25 protein-coding genes are annotated in these 19,904 nt (G+C 64.8%); 14 read left to right on the forward strand and 11 right to left on the reverse strand.

Annotation, left to right across the window (positions count from 1 at the left end; all coding sequences use genetic code 11):
• Positions 1 to 122: 122 nt before the first annotated feature.
• Complete coding sequence (locus tag ACTZWT_RS00380) at positions 123 to 902, reverse strand: glycosyltransferase family 32 protein (protein WP_444767748.1); 780 nt, start codon at positions 900 to 902, stop codon at positions 123 to 125.
• Positions 903 to 1,374: 472 nt separating this feature from the next.
• Positions 1,375 to 1,800: a hypothetical protein gene (locus ACTZWT_RS00385; protein WP_444767749.1), complete on the reverse strand. Its 426-nt coding sequence runs from the start codon at positions 1,798 to 1,800 to the stop codon at positions 1,375 to 1,377.
• A gap of 1,108 nt (positions 1,801 to 2,908) precedes the next feature.
• Between ACTZWT_RS00385 and ACTZWT_RS00390 the strand changes: the two genes are divergently transcribed.
• The 3 genes from ACTZWT_RS00390 (at position 2,909) to ACTZWT_RS00400 (ending at position 5,951) form a co-directional block, all read left to right on the forward strand.
• Positions 2,909 to 3,934 carry a hypothetical protein gene (locus ACTZWT_RS00390; RefSeq protein WP_444767750.1) on the forward strand — a complete coding sequence of 342 codons (1,026 nt, stop codon included), beginning with the start codon at positions 2,909 to 2,911 and terminating at the stop codon, positions 3,932 to 3,934.
• Between the two features lie 140 nt (positions 3,935 to 4,074).
• Entirely contained in the window at positions 4,075 to 5,256 is a 1,182-nt protein-coding gene (locus tag ACTZWT_RS00395; protein WP_444767751.1) for a cytochrome P450, read from the forward strand.
• 56 nt (positions 5,257 to 5,312) lie between these two features.
• Entirely contained in the window at positions 5,313 to 5,951 is a 639-nt protein-coding gene (locus tag ACTZWT_RS00400; RefSeq protein ID WP_444767752.1) for a collagen-like protein, read from the forward strand.
• Positions 5,952 to 5,966: 15 nt separating this feature from the next.
• Here ACTZWT_RS00400 and ACTZWT_RS00405 read toward each other — a convergent pair whose 3' ends face one another.
• Positions 5,967 to 6,233: a DUF2277 domain-containing protein gene (locus ACTZWT_RS00405; RefSeq protein WP_444767753.1), complete on the reverse strand. Its 267-nt coding sequence runs from the start codon at positions 6,231 to 6,233 to the stop codon at positions 5,967 to 5,969.
• Positions 6,234 to 6,378: 145 nt separating this feature from the next.
• Here ACTZWT_RS00405 and ACTZWT_RS00410 point away from each other — a divergent pair, with 145 nt between their 5' ends.
• The 4 genes from ACTZWT_RS00410 (at position 6,379) to ACTZWT_RS00425 (ending at position 8,439) form a co-directional block, all read left to right on the forward strand.
• Positions 6,379 to 7,002 carry an SOUL family heme-binding protein gene (locus ACTZWT_RS00410; protein WP_444767754.1) on the forward strand — a complete coding sequence of 208 codons (624 nt, stop codon included), beginning with the start codon at positions 6,379 to 6,381 and terminating at the stop codon, positions 7,000 to 7,002.
• Positions 7,003 to 7,093: 91 nt separating this feature from the next.
• Positions 7,094 to 7,339 (forward strand): DUF2188 domain-containing protein, encoded by a 246-nt coding sequence (locus ACTZWT_RS00415; RefSeq protein WP_444767755.1) that lies wholly within the window; start codon positions 7,094 to 7,096, stop codon positions 7,337 to 7,339.
• Position 7,340: 1 nt separating this feature from the next.
• Positions 7,341 to 7,787, forward strand: coding sequence for a DoxX family protein (locus tag ACTZWT_RS00420; protein WP_444767756.1), 447 nt, complete (start codon positions 7,341 to 7,343; stop codon positions 7,785 to 7,787).
• Between the two features lie 88 nt (positions 7,788 to 7,875).
• Positions 7,876 to 8,439, forward strand: a complete 564-nt coding sequence (locus ACTZWT_RS00425; protein ID WP_444767757.1) for a hypothetical protein — start codon at positions 7,876 to 7,878, stop codon at positions 8,437 to 8,439.
• Positions 8,440 to 8,584: 145 nt separating this feature from the next.
• Here ACTZWT_RS00425 and bfr read toward each other — a convergent pair whose 3' ends face one another.
• Together bfr and ACTZWT_RS00435 are read right to left on the reverse strand one after the other, a co-directional pair.
• Complete coding sequence (gene bfr / locus ACTZWT_RS00430; RefSeq protein ID WP_444767758.1) at positions 8,585 to 9,064, reverse strand: bacterioferritin; 480 nt, start codon at positions 9,062 to 9,064, stop codon at positions 8,585 to 8,587.
• 138 nt (positions 9,065 to 9,202) lie between these two features.
• Positions 9,203 to 9,406 (reverse strand): (2Fe-2S)-binding protein, encoded by a 204-nt coding sequence (locus ACTZWT_RS00435; RefSeq protein WP_322517816.1) that lies wholly within the window; start codon positions 9,404 to 9,406, stop codon positions 9,203 to 9,205.
• 18 nt (positions 9,407 to 9,424) lie between these two features.
• On the opposite strand from ACTZWT_RS00435, the gene ACTZWT_RS00440 reads away from it, so the two are divergent.
• From ACTZWT_RS00440 to ACTZWT_RS00450, 3 genes are all read left to right on the forward strand, one after another.
• On the forward strand, positions 9,425 to 9,763 hold the full coding sequence (locus tag ACTZWT_RS00440; protein WP_444767759.1) for a hypothetical protein: 339 nt from the start codon (positions 9,425 to 9,427) through the stop codon (positions 9,761 to 9,763).
• Between the two features lie 39 nt (positions 9,764 to 9,802).
• Positions 9,803 to 10,105 (forward strand): hypothetical protein, encoded by a 303-nt coding sequence (locus ACTZWT_RS00445; protein ID WP_444767760.1) that lies wholly within the window; start codon positions 9,803 to 9,805, stop codon positions 10,103 to 10,105.
• Positions 10,106 to 10,327: 222 nt separating this feature from the next.
• Complete coding sequence (locus tag ACTZWT_RS00450) at positions 10,328 to 10,612, forward strand: hypothetical protein (protein WP_322517819.1); 285 nt, start codon at positions 10,328 to 10,330, stop codon at positions 10,610 to 10,612.
• Positions 10,613 to 10,725: 113 nt separating this feature from the next.
• Here ACTZWT_RS00450 and ACTZWT_RS00455 read toward each other — a convergent pair whose 3' ends face one another.
• The 3 genes from ACTZWT_RS00455 to tam form a co-directional block, all read right to left on the reverse strand.
• Positions 10,726 to 11,931 carry a lytic murein transglycosylase gene (locus ACTZWT_RS00455; protein ID WP_444767761.1) on the reverse strand — a complete coding sequence of 402 codons (1,206 nt, stop codon included), beginning with the start codon at positions 11,929 to 11,931 and terminating at the stop codon, positions 10,726 to 10,728.
• Positions 11,932 to 11,960: 29 nt separating this feature from the next.
• A complete protein-coding gene (locus ACTZWT_RS00460; RefSeq protein ID WP_444767762.1) occupies positions 11,961 to 12,554 on the reverse strand; it encodes a TIGR00645 family protein in 594 nt (197 codons plus the stop codon).
• 119 nt (positions 12,555 to 12,673) lie between these two features.
• Positions 12,674 to 13,444 (reverse strand): trans-aconitate 2-methyltransferase, encoded by a 771-nt coding sequence (gene tam, locus ACTZWT_RS00465; protein WP_444767763.1) that lies wholly within the window; start codon positions 13,442 to 13,444, stop codon positions 12,674 to 12,676.
• 98 nt (positions 13,445 to 13,542) lie between these two features.
• On the opposite strand from tam, the gene ACTZWT_RS00470 reads away from it, so the two are divergent.
• Positions 13,543 to 13,845, forward strand: coding sequence for a BrnT family toxin (locus ACTZWT_RS00470; protein WP_444767764.1), 303 nt, complete (start codon positions 13,543 to 13,545; stop codon positions 13,843 to 13,845).
• The gene (locus ACTZWT_RS00475) at positions 13,829 to 14,089 is read left to right on the forward strand and encodes a BrnA antitoxin family protein (RefSeq protein WP_444767765.1); all 261 of its coding nucleotides are present in this window, start codon (positions 13,829 to 13,831) and stop codon (positions 14,087 to 14,089) included. The genes ACTZWT_RS00470 and ACTZWT_RS00475 overlap by 17 nt, the downstream gene beginning before the upstream one ends.
• A 30-nt stretch (positions 14,090 to 14,119) precedes the next feature.
• Here the strand turns inward: ACTZWT_RS00475 and ettA are convergent, their stop codons facing one another.
• Positions 14,120 to 15,769, reverse strand: a complete 1,650-nt coding sequence (gene ettA / locus ACTZWT_RS00480; protein WP_444767766.1) for an energy-dependent translational throttle protein EttA — start codon at positions 15,767 to 15,769, stop codon at positions 14,120 to 14,122.
• A gap of 233 nt (positions 15,770 to 16,002) precedes the next feature.
• Here ettA and ACTZWT_RS00485 point away from each other — a divergent pair, with 233 nt between their 5' ends.
• Positions 16,003 to 16,212: a hypothetical protein gene (locus ACTZWT_RS00485; RefSeq protein ID WP_444767767.1), complete on the forward strand. Its 210-nt coding sequence runs from the start codon at positions 16,003 to 16,005 to the stop codon at positions 16,210 to 16,212.
• A gap of 93 nt (positions 16,213 to 16,305) precedes the next feature.
• Here the strand turns inward: ACTZWT_RS00485 and ACTZWT_RS00490 are convergent, their stop codons facing one another.
• Positions 16,306 to 17,517: a L,D-transpeptidase family protein gene (locus ACTZWT_RS00490; protein WP_444767768.1), complete on the reverse strand. Its 1,212-nt coding sequence runs from the start codon at positions 17,515 to 17,517 to the stop codon at positions 16,306 to 16,308.
• Between the two features lie 457 nt (positions 17,518 to 17,974).
• Here ACTZWT_RS00490 and ACTZWT_RS00495 point away from each other — a divergent pair, with 457 nt between their 5' ends.
• A complete protein-coding gene (locus ACTZWT_RS00495; protein WP_444767769.1) occupies positions 17,975 to 18,964 on the forward strand; it encodes a hypothetical protein in 990 nt (329 codons plus the stop codon).
• 13 nt (positions 18,965 to 18,977) lie between these two features.
• On the opposite strand, the gene sseA is transcribed toward ACTZWT_RS00495, so the two are convergent.
• Positions 18,978 to 19,835 carry a 3-mercaptopyruvate sulfurtransferase gene (gene sseA, locus ACTZWT_RS00500; protein ID WP_444767770.1) on the reverse strand — a complete coding sequence of 286 codons (858 nt, stop codon included), beginning with the start codon at positions 19,833 to 19,835 and terminating at the stop codon, positions 18,978 to 18,980.
• Positions 19,836 to 19,904 lie beyond the last annotated feature (69 nt).

Consider the following 19,904-nt stretch of genomic DNA (forward strand, 5'->3'; position numbering starts at 1 on the left):
CGCTTCCGCACAGCGAAATCGCAACCTTGGCCGATTCCGTACGCGGACCTCGTTTCGTTGTCACCCAGTTCGCGACGACTGAAAATGTCGCAGCTTTTCCCAACCGAACTGAAATCCGATGGTCATCCGCGCATTGGCACGACTCCAAGCCTTCGCCATTCACGAGCTGTACGGTACCACCGGCGCGCCTGAGCATAGACGCGATGTAGTGGAGGCGACATCCATCCGTCCATCTGAACGACAGGCTCCGATAACAATCCATAGTATGTACCGAAGAGATTCGAATGACCTGAATCTTTGAATATATTGAACTGTAAGAACATCGCAGTCTCGTCGGCTATCAATCGATAAGGATTGCCACTCATGAGAGGTTCTATCGCCAAGGTGTACGGAATAGGCCCGGTGGTCTTCCAGACCCCCCTGTTTCCGACACCAAACACCCACGATCGATAGCTCTGAATGTTCGACAGGACGCGCTCAATCACGGCTTTCAGAAACGGATGCCCCGGCGCGGAAATGATATGCCACTGCTGAAATTCGCGCTTCAGATCGTTCCCGAATTCTCTCTGCAGACCCCAGCCAGCATGCGGTTCGCCGGGGCCGTTTCGCCAATGCGACAAGATGAACTGATCGTCCTCTCGAATCGACAAATTGAGCGATTTGTTAGTCGTACTCTTGATATCAAGGTACACTCCGCCGCATTTGTACATGAGAAGATAGCGAAACAGATCGGCGCGCGCCGCTCCGTATAGCGGATTGATTCGGTGAAGGAGATCGGCGACGTCGGTGCCGTAGTGCTCAAGGACGAACTCGTCTATCGCTCGACCGTCATACAGTCGATGCTCCCAGTCGGGATTCATCGACCTAATGTGATCGACGTTCTCCGTCAGAACCTTCGGCATTGGAGTCGGCGAAAAGTAGATTTGATGAATTACCCTAGGTATTGTTGATCCGAGATCAAATGTGGGAATATGGGACACGGTGCGAATCCCTTCGTTGGGAAGCTGGTGCATTCTGCTGAATTGCACGCTCCGCGCTCAGCGGCGGCTGTATCGCGTCGCCAAGATCCGCGACGCAGCCAGCATCGATTCGGCCCCGGTCTTCCCCGGTTTGCCGAGCACGCGCGCCAGTTATTACGACCGGACTAATGACCGATTAGCGCTACCGACTAGCGCTTCGGCAATTCACTGCAACTGCCACCACCCGTGGGGCAACAATAGAAAATTTCAACATGCAACTAAACAATTATATAACAGGTACACCGTCGGTGATTTGACTCGCGTCAAATACCGGCAAAAGACGCTGGGCGTCGGACAGTTACTTGATAGCAGGAGCGGCTATTCCGTACCGACGCCCTTGACGACGCGAGGCGCGCTACCTCAGCCCGATCGCGAGGCCGCTGAGGTCGAGGTTGGCGATCAGGCCGACCTGCCGGCCGGAGAGTTCGAGCACCGCGCCCTTCTCGTTGCGCAGCACGATGGCGCGGGCGCCGACGCCGATCGCGGCGCCGGCCCCGGCGGCGCCGTAGATGCCGGCGACGTCGCGCGCCGAGCGGATGTTGCTGACGCGGCCGACGAGATCGGCCTTGGAGCCGCCGAACACCAGGCCGTAGGACAGCCCGCCGATCGACAGCGGGTAGCGACGGCCGTTGAAGGTCAGCATGCCGGAGCCGCCCGAGCCGCCGATGATCCAGCCGCCCTTGAAGATGGTGAGCGCGATGCGGCCCTCGGCCGCCCGCGCGGCGGTGGTGCCGGCGATCGCAAGCATCACGACGAACGCAACTCCAAACAATCGACGCATCGGTCTCTCCTGCGGATGACGAGCCGGTCGGCGACCGGCGACACGATCGCGCCGCGACGCCGCGACGATTCGTGGCGCGACCATAGCAGAGCGCGCGGTGCCGCAACGCCCGGCGAACGCAGCGCCCCGAGGATGCTTCGCTCAGCGCGCTCCTTGGGATGAGGCTGTGCAGGTGGAAGGGCTGGCTGCACCCCTTGACAATAATCCTATTATGATTATAGTCCGCATCGTCCTGTCCGTGAGGGGCGCTTCGCGAGGCGTCGGATAGCGGGACAGATCGACGGGCCGGGTCACCGGTCCGGAACGATGGTTCGATGACGCCGGCATGTTGCCGGTGGAGTCGGACGGACGCGGCGTCCTGCGCGTTGCGGCTCGCACCCGCACGTCCGGGAGGCAGAGGTCACCGTCCGCCGCTACTACGAGCGGCTGCCGCTTTCGTGGCTGGACGGGCGCAGCAAGGCCGGGGAGATCCCGCTCCGCTGTGCTCCCGGAAGAACGGTCCCGATGCCCAAAACCGCCGCGGTGGGCGCGCCGGAACGGCGTTGCGCGGTCCTTCGCAAGAAGTGATCGCGAGAACCACCACCAACCCGCGCCGACCGGCGCGCCCCCACCCCTCGCTTTGCAGCGACGGGTGCACAGCTCGGGCTCAGCGAGCCGCGAGAGCAATTCGCTGTGGGTGTTTGATATGTCGATCAACATGCACAGCGTCATCCTGAGGTGCGAGCGCAGCGAGCCTCGAAGGATGGGCCGCACGCACCCGTGTCCGCATCCTTCGAGGCTCGCCCTTTCGGGCGAGCACCTCAGGATGACGGCGCCGGGATGTGGCAGCGCTCGCCCCACTCACTCCCCGTCATCGTCCGGCGCGGGCGATGGCCGCAAACTCTGTGGCACCGCGCGACAGCATCCCCATCCTCATTCGCGACGCGCGCGCCGCCAGCCGAGTCGGCGCTTTGCCATCCGCACCGATCCGTCCTTGATGCAGGTCAAAGCCGCGCCGCCGCTCGCGGTCATTTGTTCGCGCCGTGCAGCAATGATCGATGGGTAAAACCCGCCTCGGGACGCAGCTGCGGCTTCCGGCGGCGCAGGTTTGACGATAGGTTGGGCAACCATGATGTGGGGACTCGCGGTGCTGCGCAAAGCTTTCATGAAAGTGTTCTCGGCCCATCCGGTCGAGACCATCGCCGCCTGCACGGGTCTGTTCATGATCGTGCTCGGCTTCGCGCTCGGCACGCAGAGTGGCTGGGTGTGGTTCTGGGGCCAGATCTCGGCGATCTTCGGCGCCAGCCTCGCCACGCTCGCAGTGGTCTGGACCGTACGCCAGCGCGCCGCCGAGGCGCGGACCGCCGCCCATCTCAACGTTCTGGCGCGCCAGCTCGAGACCTCGATCAGCCAGATCCACAAATCGATCAAGGGCGGCCGCGACGAATCGCTGCCCTCGGCGGTGTATCTGGCGCAGATCGAGCAGTGCATCGACAATCTGATCGGCGTCACCCACGAGATCGGCGAGATCACCGGGCGGCAATTGCCGTTCGACGTGATCGAAATGCTGACCGCGCGCGAGACGCTGCATATCGAGGCGCATATCACCGACGCGCGCGCCCCCGAGCGCAAGCTCGCCACCGAGACCGAGAATTGCCCGGCCTGCAAGAAGGCGGTCGAATTCCAGATCGGCAGCCTGCCCGGCGACAGCGCCAAGCCGACCTGCCCGCATTGCGGCCAGCGCTTCCACGCCCATCGCTCGACCACCGGCAACATCTTCCTGCGGATGCCCGGCGCCTCGCAATTCACCCGCGCGGTGTCGGTGAACTGCCCCGTGTGTTCGAGCAAGATCCCGGCGAATATCGACCAGGGCAAGCAGCAGTCGGAGACGCGGTTCTGCTTCTCCTGCGGCGCCAAGGTGAGCATCGATCCGCTCGGGCAGGAATGCACGCTGATCAGCAAGCAGGACCGCCTGCCCGGCCACTTCAACGCGGCCGGCAGCCTGGTCTGCGAAACCTGCAGCGAGCCGGCGATCGTGCTGACCTCGAACAGCGCCGGCACCTACGGCATCTGCCGCAAGGACGACGGCCTGGTGTTCCTGCCCGCAAGCAGCGCTCCGGCAGCCGCGCCGCCACGTAGCGACGCGGCCGAGTAGCAGCGAATTACGCATAGAGATTCGAAAATCCCCCGCGAAACCATGCTGCGGCGCCACATGGTTTCGGTTTGACAGCCGCGCCGCGCTTGATCACGCTTGCAGTGCCCGCCGGTATTTCCCGCACTGCAGCAGATCATCGCATGAGCAACGCTCCGCATTTCGACATCGACGTCGCCGCGTTCTGGGCCGATCCTTATCCCGCCCTCGCAAGGATGCGTGCCGAAGCACCGATCGCCTTCGTACCGCAGCTCGGCTCGACCATCTTCACCCGGCGCGACGACATCTTCGTCAACGAGAAGCGCATCGAGGTGTTCTCGTCGCACCAGCCGGCCGGGCTGATGAACCGGCTGATGGGCCACAACATGATGCGCAAGGATGGCGACGCGCACATCGCCGAACGCACCGCGCTGTTTCCGGCGGTGTCGCCGCGCACGGTGAAGGAGGTCTGGCGCAGGCAGTTTCAGGCCCATGCCGATCGCATTCTCGAGGACCTCGCGCCGCGGGGCGCCGCCGATCTGGTCAAGGCGTTCGCGCTGCCGCTGTCGGGCGAATGTCTGAAGGACATCACCGGCCTGACCAATATCAGCTATCAGGAGATGGATGCGTGGTCGCAAGCGATGATCGACGGCATCGCCAACTACACCGGCGACAAGGCGGTCGAGCAGCGCTGCCACGCGGCGACCGCGGGGATCGACGCCGCGATCGACGACATGGCGCCGGTCGTCGGCAAGCATCCGAACCATTCGATGCTCAGCGTGCTGATCGCCGGCGGCATGGCGATGGAGTCGATCCGCGCCAACATCAAGCTCGCGATTTCCGGCGGGCAGAACGAGCCGCGCGACGCGATCGCGGGCTGCGTCTGGGCGCTGCTGACGCATCCGCAAGAATACGCGAAGGTGGTCGCGGGCGAAGCGAGCTGGCTCGACGTGTTCGAGGAATACGCCCGCTGGATCGCGCCGATCGGGATGTCGCCGCGCCGCGTGGCGCAGCCGTTTCATTATCGCGGCGTCGATTTCGAGCCGGAGGACCGGGTGTTCTTCATGTTCGGCTCGGCCAATCGCGACGAGGCCTGCTTCAGCGATCCGGACGTGTTCGACGTCGGCCGCGACCACGCCAAGAGCATCGCCTTCGGCGCCGGGCCGCATTATTGCGCGGGCGCCTTCGCCTCCCGCGCGATGGTCGCCGACGTCGCGCTGCCGAGCGTGTTCGCGCGGCTGCAGGAATTGCGGCTCGATCCGCAGCAGCCGGTGCGGATCGGCGGCTGGGCGTTTCGCGGCCTGCTCAATCTGCCGGTGGTCTGGGACAGCGCCGCGCCGAATTGATGCCGTCACCTCACCTCTGCTAAGGGTGAGAGGACAGGAATCGTTTGGGGGCGCGTGTGGCCGATACAGAAGTGACCCGCCGTGGACGTCCGGGACCGCAAGGACCACGCGGACGTCCAGGCGAACCGGGACGTCCCGGACCGCAGGGACATCCGGGACGGCCGGGACCGGAAGGCCCGCGCGGCAAGCCGGGGCCGGTCGGCAAACCCGGTCCGCAAGGCAAGGCCGGCCCGCAAGGCAAGCCCGGCGCCGACGGCAAGCCGGGGCCGCAGGGTCCGCAAGGCAAGCCCGGCCCCGACGGCAAGGCCGGCCCGATCGGTGCCGACGGCAAGGCCGGCCCGCAAGGCCCGCGCGGCGAGCAAGGCCCCCGCGGCGAACAGGGTCTGCGCGGCGATCAGGGTCCGCGCGGCGAGCCCGGCCCTGCCGGCGCTCTCCCCTCGATCGAGCAGGTGATGCCCTGGCTGCACCTGATCTTCGACGCCTATGAGGACTACAAGGCGAAGCGCGAGCAGGAAGCGCGCGAACGCGCCGAGCGCGAGGCCGCAGAGGCACGCGAGGCGATCGAACGCGAAGCCGCCGAGCGCGAGGTCGCAGCAGCGCTCGACGAATCCGAGCACGCCGACAACGACGACCGCGAGGACGATGACGAGCGGACCGACGGCAAGAAAAAGAAGAAGCGCAAGCACAAGGATTGAGTGAAGTCGCGCGCGCTAACCGAACCGCGCGCGCGAGCGCTCTCTCGCCCTCTCTGCCTCGACGTCCCTATTGCGCGGCTCGGCCTGCGTCTGCAGCGACGCCAGCAACCTGCGCGCGATATCGGCGACGTCGTCGACCGCGCGTTCGAACGCCGCCGCGTTGGCTTGCGACGGCGTATTGAACCCCGACAGCTTGCGGACGAATTGCAGCGCCGAGGCGCGGATTTCATCCTCGGTCGCCGGCGGCTCGAAATTGAACAGCGTCTTGATATTCCGGCACATGCTCGACCCTCGATCGTTGTCAGCCTGTTACCCGATGGTAACGCCGATCGCCTGGCGCGCAACGCGGAACTCCGGACTTGCAGCCCTTGTGATCGCCGTCCCGGTGATTAGCTGAGACTGCAGTTCGAATGCTGCGAGGACACGAATGTCGGCGATCTGGTACTACACCGTGCTGGTGTTCGAAACCGCTCTCGGCGTGTTCGGGCTGCGGCTCTACGAGCAGCCGGCCTATACGGTGCTCGACCGCCCCGCCGACAATATCGAGATCCGCCGCTACGCGCCGCGCGTCGCCGCCGAGGTCGCGCTCGATCGCGAGGGCGACGGCGGCCGCGCCTTCACGCTGCTGTTCAACTACATCGCCGGCGCAAACCGCAACGCCGCCGGCGAAGCGGAGCGCGTGGCGATGACGTCGCCGGTCGACGTGGCACGGCCCGAGAAGATAGCAATGACCGCGCCGGTGCAGACCGAGCGCAGCAACGGCGCGATCCGGATGCGATTCTTCCTGCCGGCGAAGCTCACGCCCGAAACCGCGCCGAAGCCGACCGACGACCGCGTCAAGATCGTCGCCGTGCCGGAGGAAACCGTCGCGACGCTGCGCTTCACCTGGACCGGCCGCGACCTCGCGGAACGCCAGCAGGAACTGATCGCGGCGCTCGACAAATCGCGCTGGCAACCCGCCGGCCAGCCCTATGGCCTGTTCTACGACGCGCCGTTCACCATCCCCTTCCTGCGCCGCAATGAAGCGGCGGTCACGGTGACGGCGCGATGAGCGAAGTGGAACAGTGGTGGCCGGGGGCGGTTGGTGCATCGACGCGCCGGATCGCGTCGGACGATTCACGGGGTTCATCAGCGAGGCCGTCATGACCAAAATCACCTATGCGATCGTCGAACACGACGGCGGCTGGGCCTACACCGCCAACGGCGTTTTTTCGGAACCCTACCCGACGCACGACGCGGCAGCCGCCGCCGCCCGCCGGGCCGCGGAGGAGCAGCGCGTGCCGGGCTCGACTGAAGTGATTCAGTACGAGGATGAATCCGGCAAATGGCACGAGGAGACCGCGGCCGGCAACGATCGACCGGCGACTGCGATCGTGGACAAGACCTAGTGTGACGACGTCATTGCGTTCGCCGGCGGGTCCGGACGTCTCGCAGCCCGACCTGCCGCGCCTTGTGCTGCGCTGGATCCTCGCGGCGTTCTTCGCCGCCGCCGGCGTGGCGCATCTCGCCGTGCCCGGCAAACTGCTCGCCATGACGCCGGACTGGGTGCCGTTCGCACCGCAGGTGATTTTGCTCACCGGGCTATGCGAACTGGCCGGCGCGATCGCGCTGGTGACGCGGCCGCTGCGCTGGTGGGCCGGGATTGCGTTTGCGCTCTATTCGCTGTGCGTCTGGCCGGCGAACATCAACCACGCGATCAGCGGTATCGAAATCCCGGGGTTGCCGAGCAGTTGGTGGTATCACGGCCCGAGACTCGTCGCGCAGCCGCTGATCATCTGGGCATCTTTGTATGCCGCTGGCGTCGTTGACTGGCCGTTCCGGCGCCGGCAAGCCTGACCGCGGCGCGGACGATACTACCAGATTTCAAATCCCCTTGCTTACTACCCGTCATGGTTGCAGAATGGAACCAGGGTGGGAGGCTGCGTTGCGTGGTTCGTTGCGTATCCTGTTGCGGGTTTCGGCATATGGCGCAGTCGCGATACTGGCCGGATGCGTCACCGACGCCGGGACGTCCCGGTCCGGAAGCTGGCTGATCGATCAGAGGCCAGATCGGATTACCGGTACGCCGGTCTCTGGCGCGTTCACGCGGGTTTGGGGCGCGACCAACAGCACCGACTCGGCGATCCGTCACGCCAGCCTGCAACTCACCTGTTTCGAGAAGCGTCCGATCGCGAAGATCGCTTTCGCCTTCAGGATCGGCTCCGACCGGAACACCAGCCTCGGCTACCGCTTCGACGACAAGCCAGGACGTGACGCCGTCGAGTCCCGCGTTCTGTTCGGTAACAGGGTCATCGTCATCGAAGACGCCGCCGCCTTACAGCAATTCATCGACGATCTGCGCGGCTCGACGAGACTCTACGTCCGGATCCGCTCACTCAATGCAGGCGTCAGTTCGGTGGAGTTCAACGTCGCCGGCGCCGAGCCGGCGATCGAGGCTGCTTATGCGGACTGTCCGCTGTCGCCGCCCCCCGCGCGCCGGACGACTTGATCAAGGGAGTTATCAAATCAAGGGAGTTATCAAGGCAACTCGATGAAGGCTGCCCGATCAAGGCTCCTGTGACCCGGACGATGTGACCCGGGATCGACCGGATACGGCGCGCACCCCGAAACGGGATACGCGCCGATGCTTTCGATCAGTCGTGGAGTTCGCCAATGTGGTGCTGCTGATACAGCTCGACGCCGATCCGGCCGACCAGTTCGATCTGGGTCTCGAGGAAATCGATGTGATGCTCCTCGTCCTTCATCAGTTGCTCGAACAGGTCGCGCGAAACGTAGTCCTTGACGCTGTGACAGTAGGTCGCCGCTTCCTGATACAGTTCGCGAGCGCCGATCTCGGCCTGCAGGTCGGAGTTCAGCACTTCCTTGACGTTCTGGCCGATCCGCAACGGATCCAGCACCTGCATGTTGGGGAAGCCATCGAGGAAGATGATCCGATCGGTCAGCTTGTCGGCATGTTCCATCTCCTCGATGGATTCCTTGCGCCAGACCTTGGCGAGGTCCTTCAGCCCCCAATTGTCGAGCAAACGGTAATGCAACCAGTACTGGCTGATCGCCGTCAGCTCGCTCCGCAGACCGCGGTTGAGATATTCGATGACCTTGGCATCGCCCTTCATGACTTCTCCTGTCGCACAACTGCGCAGCCCGGCAATTCACCGGCGCGCCATTCCAGTTTAGAATTGGAATAATTCTAGATCAGAATCCCAACGAATCGCAATCCCCGCGATTGCAGGGGCCTAACGCGTTTGCAGGGTTCAGGATACGTGGGCGTGCGCGTGTCCGGCCGGGCAGCCGGTATCGTTCATGATCTTCCTGATGGTGTGCATGCAGCGGCCGCACTGGCGGCTGCAGCCGAGGCAACGATGAACCTCGCCGGCGCTGCGTGCGTTCCCGCCGTCGGGATTCAACGCGCTACGGACGTCGTGATCGGTGAGGACGTTGCAGGAACAGACGATCATGGAATTTCAGCAGTCCCAATGATGACGGTGCGAGCTTTCGATAGTGAAGAGATAGGTCCGAAGCAAAAGGAAAACGGCTGTTTTGAAGCTATTCCAAACTCCATGAGCCGTCTTGATCTCTCTCAAACGCCTGCGGCGCACCGCTTCGATCGGCGCGACAAGTTTAGTTCAGGAGAGATCATGGACCATCATCATCGCGTTCCACAACTGGTCTGCGCTGCAGCGGGCCCAGGTTCGGACGTTGACCGACACAACGCGCTGCAGCATCCAAGCCGAAAACATGGCCACTCCGGGACTGCTCCATTCATCGATCGTTCAACAGTATCGTGGAACCTTCTGCCTGCGACGGTGACGTAGAGTGCCCGTCGCGACGGACGGAGATCGAAGGGTGACGCCATGAGGAAACCATTGATGGTGCTGGCCGCAGCGGCGGCGCTGGGGATCGCATCGGTCGGCTCGCCGGCCCCGGCACAGGCGCATGACGGCTTCGGCGTGGGACTTGCCGCCGGGCTTCTCGGCGGCGCCATTGTCGGCGGCGCGGTCGCCGGCCCCGGCTATTACGGATACGGACCCCGCTATTACCGGCCGGCCCCTGCCTATGTGGTCGAACCCGGCTATTATGGCGGCTGTTACTGGCAGCAGCAGCGATTCTGGGACGGCTATGCCTGGCGGCTCCGACAGGTCCGCGTCTGCGAATAAGATTGAACCTTCAGGCACCTGCGCCGACTAACCAAACTCCACTTCCCCGAATCGGGCTGGGGGCTTCTGCCCTGGGGTGGCCCGAAAAAGACCGTTTTTGAGGGACAGTGATCGGCAGCTAATCTGCGACGATTGACGGCATTGCGCTTTCCTGGCGCTGTGCGGTCGGCCTTGCGAGTTACATCAACGCGCGCCGGTCGCGGCGCTACTCTGGAGAGACAAATGAAGAAGACTGTTTCGATCCTGGTTGCGGTCGCGACCCTCGCTGGCTCGCTCATGACGGCGGTTCCGGACGCGAAGGCGGATGGTGGCCGGATCGCAGCCGGCGTTGCCGGCGGCCTGATCGGCGGCGCTCTGCTCGGTGGCGCGATTGCGGCCAGCCGTCCGGCCTATGGCGCGCCGGCGCCGGTGTATGTCGAGGAGCCGGCCTGCCGCATCGTCCGCCAGCGTTTCTGGGACGACTATCGCGGCGTCTGGCGTTCGCGCCCGGTCGAAGTCTGCGATTGATCGGCCTGACCTGACCGCGCCACGCGAATTCTAAAGTCGTTGCCACAAGAGTTCATCGACCCGGCCGAGCGATCGGCCGGGTTCTGCTTTTGGTGGGTGTTGCGTCAGCCGATTCAGCGTGTCGCCTCGAGCGAGCGCAGCACCGGTTCGCTCGGCCAGCAATCGAGCTTCAGCCGCGCGGATTTCTGATACGCGCCCAGCGCGGCGCGGGTCAGCATGCCGGCCTTGCCGTCGATCTTGTCGTTGTAGAAACCGAGCCGCGTCAGCCCGCGCTGCATCGCTTCGACATCGGTGGTGCGGAGCTGCTTCGTCGCTGACCATTGTGTCGCAAACGGTCGCGGATCGGTCATGCGGTCGGCGAGATGACCGACGAACAGCACGTAGAGATCGGAGAAGTTGTATTGCTTGATGACGAAGTAGTTGTTCGTCGTCAGGAAGGCGGGGCCGTAGATGCCCTCGGGCTGCAGCAGTGACGCGGGCTCCGCCAGTTCGCTGGCGTCGAGCTTGCCGCCGCGGGCCAGCGTGAATCCGTCACGCAGCCACTGCCCGATCGGCTGGCTGACCTCGGGCACACCCCTGGTGCAATCGGCATTCGCCGGTGCCCGCACCTCATAGGCCCAGCGAACACCCGGCTTCCAGCCCTTGTTGACGAGCTGCTGTGCCGCCGAGGCGAGCGCGTCCGGCACCGAATGCCAGATGTCGACCTTGCCGTCGCCGTCGAGATCGACCCCGTGCTTGTAGTATTCCGATGGCAGAAACTGCGTCAGTCCGGTGGCTCCCGCCCATGACGAACGCATCCCCTGACGTGTCACAGCGCCGTCATCGATGACCTTCATCGCCATGATGAACTCGGTGCGATACTGCTCCTTGCGCCGGCCGACATAGGCCTGCGTCGCCATCACCCGCACCGCATCGTAGGGAAGCCTGTAGCGGCCGTAGTCGGTCTCGCGGCCCCAGATCGCCAGCACCACCGTCGCCGGCACGCCGAAGCGCTGCTCGATCGCGCCGAGCGTGGGGCGATATTTCCGCAGCAAGCCGCGGCCGTGTGCGGCCAGGCTCTCGATCCGCGATTCCTTGAGATAATCGGCCGGCACCTGGACGAACTCGGCCTGGGACGGCGCCCCGGTTTTCGGCCGCCCCGGAAGGATCAGGTCCGGCAGCTTGTAGTCCGGCTCGAGCCCCGCCGTTACGGCATCGAACGTCGCGCGGGACACGCCGGCCTGCTGCGCCTCGGGCCACAGCGAGGCGACGAAGCGCGTGAAGCCGGCATCGGCCGCCTGCGCGGCCGGTGCCAGCGTCAACCACAGCGCCGCGCCCATAGTGGCGACAGCGGCAACGGCACGCTTCGTCAGTGCTTCCCGGAATGAGCCTTCGCTTCGTCGATCGCCTGGTTCGATATCCGGTCGACCACGGCGATGCCGATCGCCGACAGGATGAAGATGGTGTGGATGATGGTCTGCCACATCACGCCCGTCTCGGTGTAGCCGCCGACCCGGCCCGGCGCGCCGAGCGTCCCCGCCTCGATGAAGGTGCGCAGCAGATGGATCGAGGAGATGCCGATGATCGCCATCGCCAGCTTGATCTTCAACACGCTGGCATTGACGTGGCTGAGCCATTCCGGCTCGTCCGGATGGCCCTGCAGGTTGAGTCGCGACACGAACGTCTCGTAGCCGCCGACGATCACCATCACCAGCAGGTTGGAGATCATCACCACGTCGATCAGCCCCAGCACCGCCAGCATGATCTGCTGCTCGCTGAAGTCGAAGGAGTGCTGGAACAGGTGCCACAGCTCCTTCAAGAACAGCACGACGTAGATGCCCTGGGCGACGATCAGCCCGATATAGAGCGGCAATTGCAGCCAGCGCGAGCCGAAGATCAACATGGGAATCGGTCGCAGCCCCATGCCTTTCGGCGGCAGCGGCGTCTCGGGCGTCATCGACATGTGGGGAAGCTCCAGGCGGGCAAGATTGGGGACCTCTCAAGTGGGAACTCCGTTCGATTCTGTCGAGACGCCTGGGAGCGGCGATTAACCGCAGCCGACGATCGCGAATGCGCGGGCCGTTACTTGATTGCGACCATGAATATTCGCGGAAACCGCAGCAACACCTTGCCATCGGACTGCGGCGGATAGGCGGCGGCGACCCGCGCGGTGTAGGCGGCGAGATAGGCTTTACGCTCGTGCAGATCGAGCGGGTCGATGAACGGCCGCAGGCCGGTGCCCTTGACCCATTCGACGATCGCAGCCGCGTCGTCGAGCACGTGGTTGTAGACCGTGTGCCAGATGTCCAGCCGGCTGCACAGCGGCCGTAGCGCATCGTAATACGCGCCCGGCTTGGGCAGCAGGTCGCGTAGTTCGGCGGCCTGGGAGAGCTGGTGTCGCCATGGCTCCTGAAACGCCACCTCGCGCATCATGACGTGCGACGGCTCGTCGAGATTGTCCGGCATCTGCACCGCAAGGACACCGCCCTCGTCGAGTCCCGCCAACAAGCGCTTCAGCTGCTTCAGATGATCCGGCACCCACTGAAATACCGCGTTGGCAAACAGCACGTCGGTTTCGGGCGGCGGCGCCCAGTGTGCGACGTTGGCCTCGACGAATTTATGCTGCGGCAGCCGCTCACGGGCCTGGCGCAGCATGTCGGCGGAGGTATCGACGCCGATCACCGGGGCCTCAGGCCAGCGTTCGACCAGCAGCGCGGTCGAGTTGCCGGGCCCGCAGCCGATATCGGCGACCTTGCGCGGTGCCGTCACCGGGATCTGCGCCAGCAGCTCCCGCGCCGGCCGGGTGCGCTGGTCCTCGAACTTCAGATACTGCTCGGCATTCCAGTCGGCCATTCAACTCCACCCTCGTGCCCCCGAGTCGGCTGGAAACCTATTGATCCGGCGGGATTTTGCAATATCCTCGGATGATTGTATATTTGTGGCATATACAGATGGTCGATCTGAACGGCGTCGTCGGGTTCGATTGGGACGAGGGCAACTCGAGCAAGAGCACCCGGAAACACGCGGTCACCCGCGGGGAAGCCGAGCAGGTCTTCGGCAACACGCCGCTGCTGCTGGTCAACGACCCGGCGCACAGCCGATCAGAAGCGAGATACCACGCTTATGGCAAGACGGATGCCGGACGCCTTATCCAGATCAGCTTCACACTGCGCCAGGATGGCGCGCTGTTGCGAGTGATATCTGCCCGACCGATGAGCGCAAGGGAGCGCGCGCGATATGGCCAAGAAGTTTAAGCAGGTCCCGAACTTCGCCAGCGAGGCCGAGGAACGCGAATTCTGGGAAACGCACGACACCGCGGATTACTTCGACCTGTCGAAGGCGGTCCGGGTCAATTTCCCGAACTTGAAGCCGTCGACGGTTTCGATCTCGCTCCGCCTCCCTGTCGGATTGCTGGAGCAGATCAAGGTCGCGGCCAACAAGCGCGACGTGCCGTATCAGTCGCTGATCAAGATGTGGCTCAGCGAGAAGGTGGGATAGCGCGCGCCCCCACCTCTCTCAGTACGCGCCTCAACGCGTCAGCTTCTTGTACTTCGCCCGGTGCGGGATGATGGCGTCCTGGCCGAGGCGGCGCATCTTGTCCTTCTCGTAGTCCTGGAAGTTGCCTTCGAACCATTCGACGTGGCTGTCGTCTTCGAACGCCAGGATATGCGTGGCGATACGGTCGAGGAACCAGCGGTCATGGCTGATGATCACGGCGCAGCCGGCGAAATCCTCCAGCGCCTCTTCCAGGGCACGCAGCGTGTCGACGTCGAGGTCGTTGGTCGGTTCGTCGAGCAGCAGCACGTTGGCGCCGGACTTCAGCATCTTGGCGAGGTGGACGCGGTTGCGCTCACCGCCGGACAATGAGCCGACTTTCTTCTGCTGGTCGCCGCCCTTGAAATTGAACGACGAGCAATAGCCGCGCGAATTGACTTCCTTCCTGCCGAGCAGAATCTGCTCGTTGCCGCCGGAGATCTCCTCCCACACCGTCTTCTTGCCGTCGAGGGCGTCGCGAGACTGATCGACATAGCCGAGATGCACGGTCTCACCGACGGTGATGGTGCCTTGGTCGGGCTTCTCCTGCCCGGTGATCATCCGGAACAGCGTGGTCTTGCCGGCGCCGTTCGGGCCGATCACGCCGACGATGCCGCCGGGCGGCAGCTTGAAGGTCAGGTCGTCGATCAGCAGGCGATCGCCGAACCCCTTGGTCAGGTGCTCGAAATCGACCACGTTGTTGCCGAGCCGCTCCGCGACCGGGATGATGATCTGCGCGGTCTGGGTCTGTTTCTCGCTGGCCTTGGCGAGCAGCTCATCGTAGCGCTGGTAGCGCGCTTTGGACTTGGCCTGCCGAGCCTTGGGCGATGAGGCGATCCACTCCTGCTCGCGCTCCAGCGTCTTCTGGTGGGCCGCATCCTCGCGGCCTTCCTGCAGCAGCCGCTTCTGCTTCTGAACCAGCCACGACGAGTAGTTCCCCTCGTAGGGAATACCCTTGCCGCGGTCGAGCTCGAGGATCCAGGACGTGACGTTGTCGAGGAAGTAACGATCATGGGTGACGATCAGGATCGCGCCCGGATAGTTGCGCAGATGGTTCTCGAGCCACGACACGCTCTCGGCGTCGAGATGGTTGGTCGGCTCGTCGAGCAGCAGCAGTTCGGGCTGGTCGAGCAGCAGCTTGCACAGCGCGACGCGGCGACGCTCGCCGCCCGACAGTTTGGTGACGTCGGCGTCGTCCGGCGGGCAGCGCAGCGCGTCCATCGCCTGATCGACCTGGCTGTCGAGGTCCCACAGCCCGGCGGACTCGATCTGGTCCTGCAACGCCGTCATCTCGTCGGCGGTCTCCTCGGAGTAGTTCATCGCCAGTTCGTTGTAGCGATCGAGGATCGCCTTCTGCTTGGCGACGCCGAGCATGACGTTCTCGCGCACGTTCAGCGCGGCATCGAGCTGCGGTTCCTGTTCGAGATAACCGACGCGGGCGCCTTCGGCGACCCAGGCCTCGCCGGTGTATTCCTTGTCGATCCCCGCCATGATCTTCAGCAGGGTCGATTTGCCGGCGCCGTTGACGCCGAGCACACCGATCTTGGCGTCGGGATAGAATGACAGATGAACGTTATCCAGCACCTTGCGGGTCGGATAGGCCTTGGTCAGGCCCTGCATGAAGTAAACGAACTGGCGAGCCATCATGGTCCTTGAAAGCGGTGCTTGCGGGGGATTTGTTGTGGCTGATGTAACGGTGCGTCCGGCAAAGGGCAACCCGAGCGCGCCGAACGTTAAGCAATCATTCAGCCTGTCCGCGCCATTGGGCTCGGAATCCGACAATTCGCACAAAGTCTTAATGACCCCGGCGAACACTCGCCGTGAAGGCTGCGCCGATGCGCCCTTTCGCCTCAATGGCGCTGAAGCCGGGGAGCCCCATGGCAAGTCTACCATCAAGCGCGTCTGCCCAGCCCAACGCTGTCGGCCGGCGGAGCCGTGCGGGGTGGATGAGCGAAATCCTCGCGTTTTGGCGCCAGTTCTTCGTCCAGGCGTTCAGCCCCTACCGCCCCGAGCTGCACTACATGCGCGGTCCCGGACCGGCCTGGCGCGCCAAGCACGGCAACATCGGGCCGCCGCGCCAGACCTGAAAACTCCCCGCCGCAGGCTGGTGGCTCAGCAAACAGCAGAACGCCCGCACAGATTGTTCTGTACGGGCGTTCTGTTGATGATCGGGCGAGACGTCAGCGGATCGTGACGGGCGCCGGCAGCGGCGCCACCGAGGTCGGCTGTGCGCCGGGGATGGACATCTGCGACTGTTGCGCGGACGCGGCCGACGCGACCGGCTGCTGCGCGCTGGCGGTCGGAGTCGACGGCGCGCCGCCCGGCAGCACGACCACGCGGGTGCCGACCTTGACGCGTTCGAACAGGTCGCTGACGTCGTCATTCAGCATGCCGATGCAGCCTGACGACACGAACTTGCCGATCGTCGACGGTTGGTTGGTGCCGTGGATTCGGTACACGGTCGAGCCGAGATACATCGCCCGGGCGCCCATCGGATTGCCGGGGCCGCCGGCCATGAAGCGCGGCAGATAAGGCTGGCGCTCGATCATTTCGGTCGGCGGATGCCAATCGGGCCATTCCGCCTTGCGGCTGACTTTCTGCACGCCGTTCCAGGTGAACCCGTCGCGCCCGACGCGGACGCCGTAGCGCATCGCACGGCCGTTGCCGAGAACGTAATACAGATAGGTGTTGCTGGTATCGACGACGATGGTGCCGGCCGGCTCCTTGGTCTGGAACGCGACCTCCTGACGACGCAGATGCGGCGGCAGCTGGAACTCCTGATCGGCGTCCGGCTGCTCTTCCGGCGGCAGTGCGGCCACCTGTAGCGGCCGTCCATCGGCGCCAATCTGGGGAGCCGGCGGGACCGAGCCGGTCGCAACCTGGGGAACGCCCGGCTGTCCGGCGCCGACACCCTCGGGCGGGCGCAGCGAACCGTCGCCGCGATTGGAATAGATCACCGACGGCGGACCGGCGGGCCGGCCGTAGCGCGGATCATCGGGCGACATCACCGGACCTTGCGGCGCGGGCGTGCGATCCGAATAAACAGGCGGCGCGGCCATCGGGCGGCCATAGCGCGGATCGTCCGGCGACATCACCGGACCTTGCGGCACGGGAGCGCGATCCGAATAGGCAGGTGGCGCGCCCAGGGGGCGACCATAGCGCGAATCGTCCTGCAGCGTCACCGGACCGGGCGGCGGCAGCGCCGCGGAGGGCCCGGCGCCGTCCTCGTCGTCGATATTGTCGAAATTCGGCATCTCCTGACGATAGTCGCCCGGCGCCGATGTCGCGTAGGATCCAGGCGCGGCAGGATAACTCTGCGCATGCGCCATCGATGTTCCGACCGAGATCGCCGCAACCGTCGCCAACAACGTCAAGATTCGATTGTTCATCATCGCCCGTTTGTAAATCGAAGCCGAGACCGGATCGTCATCGGGCAGATGCCGCAGGATCACGGCACATTCAAGACAAGACCGGCACAATCACGCCAAATTCGACCCTATTTGAAGGTCTGTGCTGCATTTGTCGCGTATTGATGCGTCGAAGTCCACCCACCGAAGGGTTTGCAGGCTTTTCCGATCATTGCGGACTGCTTCGACCAGCCGGCCGACAAGCGAGCCGCGGACTCGACGCCAGGTCGCGCGACGCAAATTTTCGCGCGGTGCTGAGAATCCATTGCGCTATTCTCGATCTGCTCTGATTCGCCGCCGGCATTGCGTGCCTGGCGGTCAGGGGTCGTGTGGTCGCCGCGTTGGTGTTGCTCAAGTGTCTTCGCGCGCTCGGTGCCGAAGATGGAATGAACCCGAGATGCTTCCCGGAGTCCGGTTCCTGTTCGCGGCGGTTGCGCTTGCGGTGTCGCTGCTGGTGTTTGGGCTTGGCGCCGCGGCGTTGCTGCGCGCCTCTCACGAGCAGTTTGCCAACGTCCGGTCGATCCGGCCGGCTCAGATCGCGCTGGCCATGAGGACGGCCGAACCAGCGATGCCGACACTCAGCCTGTTGCGGGTCGAACCACAGGCGATCGAGCCGACAAGGCAGGACGAACAGCCGAAGGCAGCACCGGCCATGCAGGCGACGGAGCCATCGCTGCAAGCCGCCGATCTTGGCGCATCCGAAGCTGCGGGGCCGGCCCTACCGGATACGATCACGGCGCTGCCCGGGGCCGAGCCGAAGCGACCCGAGACCAACGCGCCGGATCAGCCTGCCCTGTCCGCGACCGAGCAGATTATGACCGAGCAGACCGTGGCCAAGCCGGCGATGGCCGAGCAGGACAGGCCGCAGGATGCCGGCCAACAAGTTGGACCGGCGGCTACGGCAGCGCAGGAGGCGGCCGCCCCGGCGAATGTCCCCGAGACCGCGACCAGGCCGGAGCCGGCCCGTTCGGAAGCCGCCGCGATGGAAGCCGAAAAGCCGGCAGCGCCCGCGACGGCGATCGAACAAGACCCACCGCACGCGTCCACCGACGTTGCGACGCCGGAGACGGCCAAGAGCGAGCCCGTGGCGCTCGATCTGCCGCAGGTCGCAGCGCTCACCGGCCCGATCCCGACTCCCAAGCCCGATCCGCGAGCTCCGACCAAGCCGGTCGCGCAGTCATTCGAGCAGCCGGCCAAACCTGAAACCGAGGCGGCAGATCAAGCCGCGAAGTCCGGCACCCCGGAATCGACCGGCTCGATCGAGTCTGCATCGAAAGCGGAGCAGCCGGCGGCGACAGGGCCGAAGGCCGGCAATCCGGCGCAGGCCAAGGGCAAGGTCAAGCGGCGCCGGCAGGTCGAGGGGCGGCGTGCGCGCCCGGTGGCCACCCGCCCGTCAACGGAGCAATCGCCGTTCGGACTGCCCCCAACCTGACAAAGCCCTCAACTCACGCCGGCCCTGTGGCGATCGGCGGACCATCGGCCGTGCCCCATTCCGACCACGAACCGTCGTACAGCGCGGTGCCGCGGATGCCGAGCCGATACAGCGCCAGCGTCAACACCAACGCAGATACACCGGAGCCGCAGCTCGTGACGATCGGACGACCGAGATCGACGCGGGCGCGGGCGAAGGCCTGGCGCAATTCGTCCCGCGACTTCATCAGACCCGTGCTTGCGTCGAACAATTCATTGTACGGCAGATTGCGGCTGCCCGGGATGTGCCCGGCCCGCAGGCCGGGGCGCGGCTCCGGCACGCGGCCCTCGAAGCGATCAGCGGCGCGGGCGTCGATCACCTGCTCGGCGCCGCTGTCGAGATTGGCGACCATCTGCTCCTGACTGCGCAGATAGTTCGGATCCAGTTTTGCGTTGAATGTGCCGGGTTTCGGCGACGGCCTGCCGGACTCGGTCGGTCGGCCTTCCGCCTGCCACTTCTTCAATCCGCCTTCGAGGATGCGGATGTCGGCGTGGCCGAACGACAGGAACATCCACCATGCCCGCGGCGCCGCAACCCAGCCGCCGGCATCGTACACCACCACGGTGTCGCCGGACGAAACGCCCATCGCTGCGACGTCGCGTGCGAACTGCGCGGCGTCCGGATACATATGCGGCCGCGCATCGGCGCGATCGCAGACCTCCTCGACGTCGAAATACATCGCGCCGGGAATGTGCGCGGCGAGATAGTCGTCCCCAGGCCGCGGCAGCACGCCCGGCATTTTGAACGAGGCGTCGAGCACCTTCACCCTGGGATCACCGAGATGCGCGGCAAGCCATTCGGTGGAGACCAGCGGGTCGTCGGTAGCAGTCATCGGGAAGTCTCCGCCGCAGGCGCAAGAAAGACAGCAACGCCGGAAGCTGTCCGGCACCGCATGGTCATT

It is taken from the genome of Rhodopseudomonas sp. NSM (assembly GCF_052445935.1).
In the GTDB taxonomy this organism is placed as follows: domain Bacteria; phylum Pseudomonadota; class Alphaproteobacteria; order Rhizobiales; family Xanthobacteraceae; genus Rhodopseudomonas.